We start from the raw sequence: 12,429 nt of genomic DNA, 5'->3' as shown, positions 1-12,429 counted from the left end.
GCCGGCATGTTGGGAACGCCGCAACGTGCAGTTTACATCGCAGTGCAGCATAATTGCGGCAAATTGCGCGCCAGAATTGCCGTAAAGGCCGAATAACGCCATGATTGACGCATTCGTGTAGTGCGCTGAAACGGAGTGTTGCCTAAGCCATTCAAATCGCCGACAAAGAGATTATTCATGCAATTTACCCGCCGCCATACGCTTAAATTTGCCGGAATTTCCTGCGCCGCCAGCGCGCTTGCCGGGGCGCTCAGAGCCGAAGGCGCAGTATCCGTCGCAGGGGCCGCCTCTGCCCTTCCCTTTGCGCTGACGACGCCGATGCATATCGGCCAGGCCGCAATTCGGGTGCGCGAACTCGATCCAATGATCGATTATTACCGTTCGGTTCTCGGCATGAACGAGGTGGAACGCACGGCCAGAGGCGTGACGCTCGGCGTTGGCACTGTTCCGCTGCTCGATCTCGTCCACAAGCCGGCCGCGGATTTCGAAAGCCCCACCTCCGCCGGCCTGTTCCACATCGCCTATCTGATGCCCTCCCGCAAGGATCTGGCGCGCTGGCTGGTGCATGCGGCGCTGAAGCAGGTGCCGCTGTCAGGTTTTGCCGATCACAATGTCAGTGAGGCGATCTATCTCAACGATCCCGAAGGCAACGGCATCGAGGTTTACAGCGACCGGCCGAAGGACACCTGGGTCTGGAGCGGCAGCGTGGTGAAAATGGGCACCGAACAACTCGATATTGATGATCTCGTGAAGCTGACCGACACCAAAAGAAGCGATTATGAGACAGCCCCAGCGGGGATGCGCATCGGACACGTTCACCTGCGGGTCGGCGAAATCGCCACCGCCCGCGCCTTCTACGAAGAGGCCATCGGCCTGCGACCGACGCAGGATGCGCGCTCGGACGCGTCTTTCCTCTCTTCCGGCGGCTATCACCATCATCTGGCGGTGAATACATGGAACAGCCGCGGCGCGAAGGAACGCAACGCCATGGAAACCGGCCTCGACTGGTTTTCTCTCACCATTCGCAATCCCGCCGATCTCGAGGCGCAGAAAACGCGGCTGCGGGCCGCCGGTTACGTGCTGGTGGAGATGGAGAACAATGTCGTGGAAGCGATCGACCCCTGGGGCACGCGGCTGCGGCTGGTGCCGGGGTGAGTGATGGTAGGCCTCCGTGCATCATGCGTGGAGAAATTCGCAAACTGCGCCATTGGCGGTTGCAGCAGGCCAAGTGTTTACAGGGATTCGCTGCGTCTCCTCCTTCCGTCATTCCGGCCCTGAGCCGGAATCCAGCCGACATGCGTCTGCGCAACGGGAAGAGTCTTTTCAGCCCAAGGACTTGGGCTGGCTAGATACCGGCTCAAGGCCGGTATGACGGAGGAGGTTTGTTCCCCGGAAACGATTACCGCCATACAGCCATCTCACTCTGTGAACCCGGAAAAGAAAGCCTTGCGAGGCCACGGCAGCGGCCTCGCAAGGCATTCCATCCGGTACAGGAAACCGGATGGTGGGGTCTGGAGAGAACCCTTTGGCTCTTGGGGAAAACATATCAAAATGCTGCGTGATGTCGCTCACCCGAATGGGTGATACGGCAAGATAAATTCACATTGAGCAAAAGTCGGGGCTGGCTCCCGGAAAAGCCGCCTCAGACGGCTTCGCGCAGCTGTTCGGCAGTCTGCAAATCAACAGACACCAGTTGGGACACGCCCTGTTCGGCCATGGTGACGCCGAACAGGCGGTTCATGCGCGCCATGGTGATGGGATTGTGGGTGATGATGACGAAGCGGGTTTCCGTGGAAGCCACCATCTCGTCCATCAGGTTGCAGTAACGCTCGACATTGTGGTCGTCGAGCGGCGCATCCACTTCGTCCAGCACGCAGATCGGTGCGGGATTGGTGAGGAAAACCGCGAAGATCAGCGCCATCGCCGTCAGCGCCTGTTCGCCGCCTGACAATAGCGTCATGGTCTGCGGTTTCTTGCCGGGCGGACGGGCGAGGATTTCCAGCCCCGCTTCCAGCGGATCATCGGATTCGATCAGCTGCAATTCCGCCGTGCCGCCGCCGAAAAGATGGGTGAACAGCCGCTGGAACTGCGAATTGACCACATCGAAGGCGGCGATCAGCCGTTCGCGGCCTTCTCGGTTGAGGTTCTGGATGCCGGCGCGCAGCTTGCGAACGGCATCGATGATGTCGTCTCGTTCCTTGATGAGCGCCGCAAGCTTGGCCGAGAGCTCGGCCTGCTCTTCCTCGGCACGCAGATTGACAGCGCCCAGCCGCTCGCGTTCGATCTTCAGCCGGTCGAGATCGCGTTCGACATCACGAATGTCAGGCTTCGGCTGGTCAGGACCAAGGCCCGTCAGGCGAAACGCCATATGCGGCTCGGTATTCAGCGTTTCACGGATGCGGTGTTCGGTTTCCTGCCGCTTCTCGCGGGCGGAGACCAGCCGCTCCTCGGCACGGCCACGCTTTTCGCGGGCTTCGGCCAGTTCCGAAAGCGCCGTTGCAGCCACCCGGTCGGCGGCGCGCTGCAGGTTTTCCGCCTCGGCGAGCCGATCGGCAGCCTCGCGGCGGGCGTCTTCCGTCTTCTGCAATTCGTTGAGGAGGTTGCGGCGTTTCTCGTCGAATTCCTCGGGCGCTATGTCCAGCTCGGCGATTTCCTCGCGCGCCTCTTCCTCGCGCTCGCGCAGCGTGGCGATATGGTCGGCGGCGCTTGCCGCACGCGACTGCCAGGTGGAACGCTCCTGCCCTATCGCCTGAATTCTGCGCTGACGGCTTTCCGCCTCGCGGCTCACGCCTTCGTGGCGGGCACGAGCTTCCGCCAGAAGGCCGCGGTCGGTCGCGACTTCCAGCTGGCTTTCGCGCAGGCGTAGATCGAGCACGGAAAGATCAGGCGCGTCCTCCATTTCGATGCGGGCATTTTCTTCCTGAACGGCGATCTCGTCGATCTGCGCGCCGATCTGGTTCAGCGCTTCCGAGACGATATCCCGGCGGCGCAGAAGATCGCCGGAAGCCCTTTCGGCTGATGTCAGCGCCTCGCGCGCCTCGGCAAGCTGGCGGGTCGCAAGCCGGCTTCTGTCACGCACTTCCGAAAGCCGCAACTCGCTGCTTCTTATGTCCTCGGTTCTGGAGGCAAGCTGGTCTTCGGCCTCTTCCAGAATGGAGCGGGCCTCATCCAGTTCGGCTTCGATTTCCGCGAGACGGTTCTTCTGCGACAGGCGAAGTGCTGCAGCACCCGGCGCATCGGCGCTGGCGATATGGCCGTCCCAGCGGAACAGCGCGCCTTCGCGCGTCACCAGCCGCTGGCCGACCTTGAGTGATGGCAGTAGTCTCTGGGCTTCCGCCGTGCCGGAGACGACGCCGATCTGTGCAAGCGCGCGCCGGAGAGCCGCTGGCGCCTGGGCGTAATCGAGCAGCGGCGTCACGCCCTGCGGCAAGGCGGGATCACCCGCCCCGTCGCCATTGCCGGCCCAATAGGCGGGGGCGGCGGCGTCAAGCGGGCTTTCGAGATCGTCGCCGAGGGCGGCACCCAACGCCGCTTCAAAGCCACGCTCCACCGTCATTTCTTCCGCCACCGGCGTGAAGCTGCCATTGGCGGCGGCGCTGGAGGCAAGGATTTTGGTGATGGTGCGTGCTTCCGTATCGAGCGCGTTCAGCCGGTTTTTCGCCGTTTCCAGAGGCCCGCGCGCCAGCGCTTCGGCGGAACGCGCCTCGGCGACAGCGGCCTCGGCTTCGTCAGCGACGATCAGGGCATCCTCGACCGCAATCTCTGCCGCCTCGACAGCTTCCCGCCGTTCCGAAGGATCGGGAAGGCCGGAGAGTTTTTCATCGATGGCCTCGATCTCGGCGGAGGCCTCCTGCGACTGCCGTTCCAGCCTCAGCTTACGATCGGAAAGATCGCGGATCGTCCGCTCCAATTGCTGACGGGCGGCGGACGCTTCGGCCCGCTCGGCGGTGATTGCGGTAAAGACGGCTTCGCTTTCCGCCAGTTTGATAGCGGCGGTTTCGAAAGCTTCGCGCATCTCCTCGGCATGGCGGCCGGAATCGGAGAGGATTTCGAGGAGTTCGGCCTCTTCCTCATCGAGCCGTGCAAGGATTTGCGCATTGTCCGAAACAAGACGTTCCTCGCGGACGATATCCTCGCCAAGCTGCGAGAGACGGCGCGCCAGCTCGTCGCGGCGGCGCAGCAGGCGGTTCGCCTCGTCATCCAGCTGGGTGCGGGCAATCTGCAGGCGTTGCAGGGCGGCGGCCACCCGCGCTTCATCTTCGCGCAGTTCCGGCAGCTTCAGGCTGGCGATGCCTTGCTGCTTGGCCGCTTCCATCTGGCCTTGAGCCTTTTCGGCGACGATGTTGGTGGCCTGATTGAGCGCGCTTTCTGCCTCGCCCTCGGCTTCCTTCGCCTCTACCCAGCGAATATGCAACAGGGTCGCTTCGCGGGCGCGGATATCGGCTGACAGCATCTTGAAGCGGTTGGCCTGCCGCGCCTGCCGTTTCAGGCTTTCGATCTGGCTTTCCAGCTGGGCGGTCACATCCTCCAGCCGCTCCAGATTGGTCTCGGCGGCGCGCAGGCGGAGCTCGGCCTCGTGGCGGCGCGAATGCAGGCCGGAGATGCCGGCCGCCTCTTCCAGAAGCTGGCGGCGGGCCTGCGGTTTGGCGTTGATGAGCTCGCCGATACGCCCCTGCCCCACCATGGAGGGCGAGCGCGCGCCGGTGGAGGCATCAGCAAACAAAAGCTGCACGTCCTTGGCGCGCGCCTCCTTGCCATTGATGCGGTAGACCGAGCCGTTTTCGCGCTCGATGCGGCGTGTCACCTGAATTTCATCGGCATCGTTGAAGGCGGCAGGCGCGGTACGGTCGGAATTGTCGAGATAGAGGCCGACTTCGGCGGTGTTGCGGGCCGGGCGGTTGCCGGAACCGGAGAAAATGACATCATCCATGCCGGATGCGCGCATGTTTTTGTAGGAGTTTTCGCCCATCACCCAACGAAGCGCCTCCACCAGATTGGACTTGCCGCAGCCGTTGGGACCGACAACGCCGGTCAGGCCCGGCTCGATGATGAATTCGGAGGGTTCGACGAAGGACTTGAAACCGACGACGCGGAGCTTGTTAAACTTCATGCCGCCATGCTCCAGACAGAAAAACGGCAATAAAAAACGGGCGAACGGAAATACCCGCCGCCCGTTCCTTTAAGGCTTCGGCAATCAGAGCAGCTTGTCGATGACAGCCGACATGGATTCAACCGACATGTCTCCTGCGTATTTCTTGCCGTTGATGATGAAAGTCGGCGTGGAGTTGACGCCGAATTCCGTCGCACCGCGTTGCATCGTTGCGTTCACATCATCCAGAAGTTTCTGGTTCGTCAAGCAGGCCTCGAAAGACTCCTGTGAGAAACCGGCCATTTTCGACATTTGCAGCAGGGCGGCGCGTGCATCCTGTGCGACAGCCCAGCTCTGCTGCTGCTTGAACAGCATGGAAACGAAGGGGAAATACTGTCCTTCCGGTGCGCAGCGCGCCAGCATGAAGGCGGCAGCGGCGCGCGGATCGAACGGGAATTCGCGCAGCACGAAATAAACCTTGCCGGTATCGATGTACTTCTTCTTGATCTCTTCGAAGGTCTTGTTGTGGAAGTTGGCGCAGTGCGGGCAGGTCATCGACATATATTCGACGATCTTGACGGGTGCGTTGGCATCGCCGAGTGCGGCTTCCGGCAGCGGGCCGGGCTTCATCACCGCAGCCATATCCACGTCACCGGTGGATTCAGGCAATTCCTGCGCCTCGGCGATACCGGGCATGAAGGCAAACGGCAGGGCCGTGGCAACGGCAGCAAGGGCAACGCCGCCGAGAAGGCTGCGACGGGAAATGGTCAGTTCGGGAAAATGCATGAAAGCACCTGTTGGTAATAGACTCTATTGTCCGTTGATTCCGATATAGCGACGGCCTGTTCATCACAAGCGGGGTTTTGGACTCTTCTTGTCAAAGAATTGTGACCAGTCAAGGACAACCGGACCGATCAAATCGCCCGGCCCCTCGGCTTCTTCTGCAAGACCGCCGTGCCGAGCCTCTCCACCGCCTTGCGCAGCGCCTCACTCTCGATACCCTCCATCATGTCGTCGAGACGTTTTGCCGCATCGCCGCGCAGGGGCTGCGGTTTGCCCCGACGGTGAATGGTTTGGGAGACCGGTTTCTGTACGATCCTGATCTGGCGCACCGCCGGAAAGCCGAAAAAGCCGTTGATGCGGGCAATAAGTTCGCCCTGCGCATGGGTGAGGAACAAAGCGCGCGCGCCTTCGCAGGCGATGGTCAGCACGCCCGGCTGATAACCGCCGCGATCCGGGCCCTCGTCGCGGCGCGGCCAGGTGATCTTTTCCGGCCGCGTGCAATCGGCAAAATCCTCACCGGCGATCTCGTCCCAGGAACCGAGCAGCGCGGTGTTGATACCCGCCCGTTTCGATAACACGGGGTCCATGATGCCATTGGCGACTTCGGCGATCTGCACGACGCCTTTCCGGAATGAATCTGCGGGTTTCTTCATACTCTCCTCGACAGAGGCCAAGCGACCTCAAGCGGTCGCGCCATCGTCATCTTCTTCTCCGCGCAACAATGCGCGGAATCGTCGCCAGTCCCGGCAGGCGCCCAAGCGTATCACTCCCGCCACCAAACATCCAAAGAGGAAATAAGCCCCAGCCAAAAACTTCAGATGTGGTACTCCCGGCTTATCCGAGATAACGGCAATCACCAACATGCAGGTCAGGATGACGGAGAGGTATATCCACAGGCCATGGCAGAAAATTGCCCAGAAACCGGATTCGATAATTCGAAAGCGGCGCGAGGGCTTGCCTCTCATCTTCTCCAGTTCACGGACTTCGCCGATGAGGCGGGAAACCACAAACGCCACGCTGTTCTGCCGCCCGAAACACAGCCGGCCAATATGATTCAGCAGGCTTCCAATCAGGCACAGGGCCAACAGAACGCCGATAACATAAAGCAGCGGTTGGGGTATATTATCCAGCAGCGCATTCGGCATGGGGCTCTTCCTCCAAAATCGGATCATGGGTTTCGATGTCGGGCGTTCGTCACCGGACACGGTTTTCCACGTCACAGCAACGGGTCTCCTGTTGCAGATTGCCGTACCGTGTCTATGTTCAGTGGCGATGAACACACATACGCGGCAACAAATATCACGTCCGACAGCGGAACAACTTCTCGCATGGTATGACCGGCACCATCGCGAGCTCCCATGGCGCACGTCTCCCGCCAAGGCGAGACAGGGAAACCGCGCCGATCCCTATCATGTCTGGCTGTCCGAGGTCATGCTGCAGCAGACGACGGTGCAGGCGGTAAAACCCTATTTCCTGAAATTCCTCGCCGCCTGGCCAAGCGTCAGCGATCTGGCGGCAGCGCCGGTCGAGGATGTCATGGCGGCATGGGCCGGGCTCGGTTATTATGCCCGCGCCCGCAACCTTAAAAAATGCGCGGAAGCCGTGGCGAATGAACATGGCGGCGTCTTTCCGGATACGGAAGAAGGCCTGAAGAAGCTTCCCGGCATCGGCGATTATACCTCCGCGGCTGTCGCTGCCATCGCGTTTAACCGGCAGGCGGCTGTCATGGACGGCAATGTCGAGCGCGTCATCTCCCGCCTTTTCGCCATCGATGCTCCCCTGCCCGGCTCCAAACCGGCGATGAAAGCGAAGGTGGCCGAGCTTACGCCCCCTGATCGGCCCGGCGATTTTGCCCAGGCGATGATGGACCTTGGCGCGACGATCTGCACGCCGAAACGGCCGGCCTGCGCGCTCTGTCCGTTCAACGGCCACTGTCTTGCGCTTGCCCATGACGAGCCGGAGCGGTTTCCGGTCAAGGCCGCAAAGAAGGCAAAGCCGGTGCGGCTCGGGGCCGCCTTCGTCGCGGTGAATGCGAGCGGCGAAATCCTGCTCCGGCGGCGCATCGAAAGCGGGCTTCTCGGCGGCATGACCGAGGTGCCGACAACGGCGTGGACCGCGCGCATGGATGGCGGCACGGAGGCGAGCCATGCGCCCTTTGCCGCCGGCTGGCAGGCGGCGGGCGTCATCGTGCATGTCTTCACCCATTTCGAACTGCGGCTCACCGTCTATCGCGCGCAGGCGCCGGACGGCCTTCAAACCCGCCCGGATGACGGATGGTGGGAGCCGGTTACAAATCTTGACGCGCAGGCGCTGCCAACGGTGATGAAAAAAGTCATCGCCCAAGCTATTCCATCCGCATTCGATGAACGCAGGAAATTTCGATGACCAAGATTGAGCATATCGTATTCGACATCGGCAAGGTGCTGATCCATTACGATCCGCATATTCCCTATAGCCGTCTCATTCCCGATGCCGACGAGCGCCAATGGTTCTTCGAGAATGTCTGCACCCATGACTGGAACCTCGAACAGGATCGCGGCCGCCGCTGGGAGGATGCCGAAGCGCTGCTGGTGGAACGCTTCCCCGAGCGGGAAGAACACATTCGCGCCTTCCGTAAGTTCTGGCACGAAATGGTCTCGCATTCCTACGATGACAGCGTCGCGATCATGGTTGCCCTGATCGACGGCGGCCACGACGTGACGATGCTGACCAACTTCGCCTCCGACACCTTCCGCGAGGCGCAGAAAATGTTCCCCTTCCTCACTTTGCCGCGCGGCGTCACCGTTTCCGGTGATGTGAAGCTGTTGAAGCCTGATGTGGCAATCTACGATCTGCACGCCAAAGAATTCGGCCTCAACCCCGCCGCAAGCATCTTCATCGACGATACACTCGCCAATGTCGAAGGCGCGAAAGCAGCCGGCTGGCAGGCCGTGCACTTCACCGGTGCGGAAAAGCTGAAGCAGGATTTGCGGGCCTATGGGGTGGAAGCGTAAGCGAGCTGCCGTGCAAAATGGTGACGTGCGTGCCCCGCCTGCTACGACTCGTTGACCCAGTCCTCATGTGCGTGACGGACGCGGACGATCAAGACATCATCGTCCGCTCCCACGCCATAAACAACCAGGTGTGCCCTGAACCGATGGATACGCAGCGGCGGTAACAACTCGTGCCGCTCGCGTGCCATGCGTGGGTTGAGAGATATCAGCTCAAATATCTCATAGAGTTCCCGGTGATATTTTTGCGCCTGCGCCAGCCCGAATATCGCGATGCCTTCTTCGGCTATGCGAATGACGTCTTCTTCCGCGAGCAGAGACAGGCGAAAGCCCACGATCAACCGATCTTGCGTTTCATGGAACGAGCTTCAGCCTCGGCGAACAAGGCCTGTTGCGAGCGATGCCCGGCACCGCTCTGCAATCCCTCATCCACAAAATGCTGCATCGCCGCGATTTTTTCGCCTCGCTCCTGATCCTTGCGGATCAGGTCTCGCACGTAGTCGCTCGCATTCGAATAACGGCCTGTCCTGGATTGGGCCTCAACCCATTCTTTCATGGGTGCAGGCAGCGATATGTTCATGGTCGCCATATTCATCTCCCTTTGATGGGAGAGTGAAGAATTTGGCAAAGTTTGTCAAAACATATCGGGAAAAGAAATTGGCGCAGGCGGAAATGGCGGTCTCCGGCCTGCGCCAGTCCTGCCGCAAGCGGCATCGGACGCAATGTTTTTTGTGATTTGTCCTGACTGGATTTTCACAACCACTGCTCTGATTTGAGACAGTATTGCTCGTCTCTTGCGCGAAACTTGTCTGGCTAAAATAAGATACTCGAAAATACCAACGCCCGACACCGAAGTGCCGGGCGTTGGTCGTTCTCCATCCGGGACTGAAGGTACTAAACCGGACAGAGACGTATTCTGACAAGGGCGGGCGGTGGATCGTCCGTCTTCGGCTTTTTGGGCTTTCGACTATTCGGCCTTTGCCATTTCACTGCGGATGATCGTCCGGAGATCGTCGATCGGCTTCAGCGCGTCGCCGTCCTCGAAATGCCAGAACGTCCATCCGTTGCATGCGTCGAGACCCTGCACCTTCGCGCCGAGGCGGTGAATGGAGCCGGCCGTCCCGCCGGATGCAATCGTACCATCGGCACGAATAATGGCGCTATAACGGCGCTTTGCATCGGTCAGCACCTGGCCGGGACGGACGAGACCGCTTTCCACCAGCGTGTTGAAGGCAACGCGCGGCTCGGCCTTCTTGCCGGTCATGACGGTCAGTTCCGCCTTGCCGAGCGGCTCAACGGCGGCGATGCGGGCCGATGCCGCGTCGATGTAATCCTGTTCGCGCTCAATGCCGACGAAGTGACGGCCGAGGCGTTTTGCAACTGCACCCGTAGTGCCGGAGCCGAAGAACGGGTCGAGCACGATATCGCCCGGCTTGGTGGAGGCCATGATGATGCGGGCCAGCAGAGCTTCCGGCTTCTGGGTCGGATGCACCTTCTTGCCGTCGTCGCCCTTCAGGCGCTCATGGCCGCTGCAGATCGGGAACAGCCAGTCGGAGCGCATCTGCACGTCGTCATTGGAGGCCTTCAGCGCATCGTAGTTGAAGGTGTAGTTCTTGGCTTTCGGATCGCGGCTGGCCCAGATCATGGTCTCATGGGCGTTCTGGAACCGGCGGCCCTTGAAATTGGGCATGGGGTTGGTCTTGCGCCAGACGATATCGTTGAGGATCCAGAAATCGAGGTTCTGGAGCATGGAGCCAACGCGGAAGATGTTGTGGTAGGAGCCGATGACCCAGATGGTGCCGTTCGGTTTCAGCACGCGGCGGCAGGCGAGCAGCCAGGCGCGGGTGAAGGCGTCATAGGCCTCGAAGGAGGCGAACTGGTCCCACTCGTCATCGACGGCATCGACCAGCGACTGATCGGGACGATGCAGCGTGCCGCCAAGCTGGAGGTTATAGGGCGGGTCAGCGAAAATCGCATCCACCGACTGGCTCGGGAGGGCATCCAAGGCAGCGACACAATCACCTTTGATGATGCTGTCTTTCCAGGCGTCACTCTCGCCCGCACGATCAAAACCGGCACGCCGAAAATCGGCCAGCGGAAAAACTGCTGCCATTGGTACTCGCTCCATACGCTTACTCTCTACTGAGGCTTATGGTTACCGAAGATGGTTATCAAAGCCTGAACAAGTCACGGAAAATGCGAAATAAATGGCTGTTGCGGCGCGCAGGAGCGATTTGCGGCGGCCGGCGGGGAACCCGAAGTCCGGCAAAAACGTTGTGCACAACGGGTTCTCCTGTCGCCGCATATCGGCGCGGCAGGAAGAGCCATTCTGGCAGGGGGTAATCCGCAATGGGGTCCGTGATGAAAATGGCTTCTTTTTCCATGAATGTCGTTTGCGCCGCGCTTTTCGCAACGGCGCTGCCGGCGCCGTCGCAGGCGCAGCAACCGGCCCCGCAATATAACGTCATCACCGACGCGGTTTTGTTCGATGGCGGCCCCTCGCTCGGCAACAGCGACCGGGTGCGGTGGGATTTCTACAAGGCCGACCGCGCCGGCGGGCGCACCGACGACAATGCCGGCGGCTCCTATGACGCCACCTTCGAGGCGAAGCTGCCGGCGGGCAAATATGTCGGCGTGGCGGCGCTGGGCAATGTGACCCGCGAAGTGCCCTTCGAGGTGAGGGATGGAAACGTTGCGAGGCCGAAGGTGAATTTCGATGCGGCGGAATTGACGATCGTACCGAAACGCAGCCCCGGCGGCGATGTGGAAACACAGGCGAAAACCGAAATCACCAGGGATGATTTCAAGGATAGCGTCTACGGCCAGAACACTGTCTTCGTGCCCGCGGGCGAAGTCCTCCTCACCGGCCGCATCGGCCCGGCGCGGGCTGAGGAGAAACTGGCCATCAAGGCAGGCGAGAAGATCAGCCACGAGCTTGTCATTCCGAGCGGCGTGGTGATCGCCAAGGCCGTTTATGCGGAAGGCGGCAGGGCGGTGGAAACGGATGATATCCGCTTCGAAGCCATGTCAGCCAAGGAAACGCTGGATGGCACGCGTGAGACCATCAACGGCATTTACGGCACCGGCAAGATGATGGAAATGCCGGCTGGTGATTTCGTCATGCGTGCCCGTCTCGGCAAGGTGACGGTGGAACAGCCATTCACCGTGACGGCCGGAAAACGAACCGAAATTACAATCGATCTCGATGCGGGTGTTCTCGCAATCAAGGCCCCCGGTGCCGAACGGATCGATATCGTCGAAACGACCAGGGATATTCAGGGCACGCAGAAGGAAATTTCCGGCCGTTACGGCACGCAGCATCAGGAAACCCTGCATCCCGGCGAATATTCGGTGAAGGTGAGCTACGACAAGAAATCCGGCCGCGAGCCAAAGGAGATCAAGGCGACGGTCAAGGCCGCCGAGAGAACCGAGACGAGTGTGCCAGAGTAATCGGCGCGGCGCGGCCCCTCTCCTCATTCCGCTTGCCTCCCTCCCTCATCCCTGTGCTTGTCACAGGGATCCAGCCGACGCGCGTCTGCGCGACGGAAGAGTTCTTTCAGCCCAAAG

11 protein-coding genes are annotated in these 12,429 nt (G+C 60.8%); 4 read left to right on the top strand and 7 right to left on the bottom strand.

The window, feature by feature from the left end; translation table 11 throughout:
- Positions 1–177 precede the first annotated feature (177 nt).
- Complete coding sequence (locus MRBLRC7O_RS02275; protein WP_060723009.1) at positions 178–1,155, top strand: VOC family protein; 978 nt, start codon at positions 178–180, stop codon at positions 1,153–1,155.
- Positions 1,156–1,642: 487 nt separating this feature from the next.
- Here MRBLRC7O_RS02275 and MRBLRC7O_RS02270 read toward each other — a convergent pair whose 3' ends face one another.
- From MRBLRC7O_RS02270 to MRBLRC7O_RS02255, 4 genes are all read right to left on the bottom strand, one after another.
- The gene (locus MRBLRC7O_RS02270; protein ID WP_020812859.1) at positions 1,643–5,110 is read right to left on the bottom strand and encodes a chromosome segregation SMC family protein; all 3,468 of its coding nucleotides are present in this window, start codon (positions 5,108–5,110) and stop codon (positions 1,643–1,645) included.
- Positions 5,111–5,194: 84 nt separating this feature from the next.
- Positions 5,195–5,875, bottom strand: a complete 681-nt coding sequence (locus MRBLRC7O_RS02265) for a DsbA family protein (RefSeq protein WP_003509078.1) — start codon at positions 5,873–5,875, stop codon at positions 5,195–5,197.
- Between the two features lie 128 nt (positions 5,876–6,003).
- Entirely contained in the window at positions 6,004–6,525 is a 522-nt protein-coding gene (locus MRBLRC7O_RS02260) for a DUF721 domain-containing protein (protein WP_003509079.1), read from the bottom strand.
- Positions 6,526–6,552: 27 nt separating this feature from the next.
- Positions 6,553–7,017, bottom strand: a complete 465-nt coding sequence (locus MRBLRC7O_RS02255) for a hypothetical protein (protein WP_003509080.1) — start codon at positions 7,015–7,017, stop codon at positions 6,553–6,555.
- A 127-nt stretch (positions 7,018–7,144) separates the two neighbouring features.
- On the opposite strand from MRBLRC7O_RS02255, the gene mutY reads away from it, so the two are divergent.
- The gene (mutY, locus tag MRBLRC7O_RS02250) at positions 7,145–8,257 is read left to right on the top strand and encodes an A/G-specific adenine glycosylase (RefSeq protein ID WP_035213418.1); all 1,113 of its coding nucleotides are present in this window, start codon (positions 7,145–7,147) and stop codon (positions 8,255–8,257) included.
- Positions 8,254–8,865 carry an HAD family hydrolase gene (locus tag MRBLRC7O_RS02245; RefSeq protein WP_003509082.1) on the top strand — a complete coding sequence of 204 codons (612 nt, stop codon included), beginning with the start codon at positions 8,254–8,256 and terminating at the stop codon, positions 8,863–8,865. The genes mutY and MRBLRC7O_RS02245 overlap by 4 nt, the downstream gene beginning before the upstream one ends.
- A gap of 41 nt (positions 8,866–8,906) precedes the next feature.
- Here MRBLRC7O_RS02245 and MRBLRC7O_RS02240 read toward each other — a convergent pair whose 3' ends face one another.
- The 3 genes from MRBLRC7O_RS02240 to MRBLRC7O_RS02230 form a co-directional block, all read right to left on the bottom strand.
- Complete coding sequence (locus MRBLRC7O_RS02240; protein WP_026363704.1) at positions 8,907–9,197, bottom strand: type II toxin-antitoxin system RelE/ParE family toxin; 291 nt, start codon at positions 9,195–9,197, stop codon at positions 8,907–8,909.
- Between the two features lie 2 nt (positions 9,198–9,199).
- Positions 9,200–9,451 carry a type II toxin-antitoxin system ParD family antitoxin gene (locus tag MRBLRC7O_RS02235; RefSeq protein ID WP_003509084.1) on the bottom strand — a complete coding sequence of 84 codons (252 nt, stop codon included), beginning with the start codon at positions 9,449–9,451 and terminating at the stop codon, positions 9,200–9,202.
- A gap of 378 nt (positions 9,452–9,829) precedes the next feature.
- Positions 9,830–10,975 (bottom strand): site-specific DNA-methyltransferase, encoded by a 1,146-nt coding sequence (locus tag MRBLRC7O_RS02230; protein WP_003509086.1) that lies wholly within the window; start codon positions 10,973–10,975, stop codon positions 9,830–9,832.
- 236 nt (positions 10,976–11,211) lie between these two features.
- On the opposite strand from MRBLRC7O_RS02230, the gene MRBLRC7O_RS02225 reads away from it, so the two are divergent.
- Entirely contained in the window at positions 11,212–12,312 is a 1,101-nt protein-coding gene (locus MRBLRC7O_RS02225) for a hypothetical protein (RefSeq protein ID WP_080865935.1), read from the top strand.
- Positions 12,313–12,429: the final 117 nt, after the last annotated feature.

Source organism: Agrobacterium radiobacter, from assembly GCF_040801995.1.
Lineage (GTDB): Bacteria > Pseudomonadota > Alphaproteobacteria > Rhizobiales > Rhizobiaceae > Agrobacterium > Agrobacterium radiobacter.
The sequence above is the reverse complement of the archived record's forward strand: the minus strand, read 5'-3'. Positions and strand labels throughout refer to the sequence as shown.

Excerpts from the sequence above, each read along its gene's own strand:
- MRBLRC7O_RS02235 (WP_003509084.1), bottom strand. The coding sequence starts at position 9,451 with ATGGCGACCATGAACATATCGCTGCCTGCACCCATGAAAGAATGGGTT.
- MRBLRC7O_RS02265 (WP_003509078.1), bottom strand. The coding sequence starts at position 5,875 with ATGCATTTTCCCGAACTGACCATTTCCCGTCGCAGCCTTCTCGGCGGC.
- MRBLRC7O_RS02260 (WP_003509079.1), bottom strand. The coding sequence starts at position 6,525 with ATGAAGAAACCCGCAGATTCATTCCGGAAAGGCGTCGTGCAGATCGCC.
- MRBLRC7O_RS02255 (WP_003509080.1), bottom strand. The coding sequence starts at position 7,017 with ATGCCGAATGCGCTGCTGGATAATATACCCCAACCGCTGCTTTATGTT.
- MRBLRC7O_RS02230 (WP_003509086.1), bottom strand. The coding sequence starts at position 10,975 with ATGGCAGCAGTTTTTCCGCTGGCCGATTTTCGGCGTGCCGGTTTTGAT.
- MRBLRC7O_RS02270 (WP_020812859.1), bottom strand. The coding sequence starts at position 5,110 with ATGAAGTTTAACAAGCTCCGCGTCGTCGGTTTCAAGTCCTTCGTCGAA.
- MRBLRC7O_RS02225 (WP_080865935.1), top strand. The coding sequence starts at position 11,212 with ATGGGGTCCGTGATGAAAATGGCTTCTTTTTCCATGAATGTCGTTTGC.
- MRBLRC7O_RS02275 (WP_060723009.1), top strand. The coding sequence starts at position 178 with ATGCAATTTACCCGCCGCCATACGCTTAAATTTGCCGGAATTTCCTGC.
- MRBLRC7O_RS02245 (WP_003509082.1), top strand. The coding sequence starts at position 8,254 with ATGACCAAGATTGAGCATATCGTATTCGACATCGGCAAGGTGCTGATC.
- mutY (WP_035213418.1), top strand. The coding sequence starts at position 7,145 with ATGAACACACATACGCGGCAACAAATATCACGTCCGACAGCGGAACAA.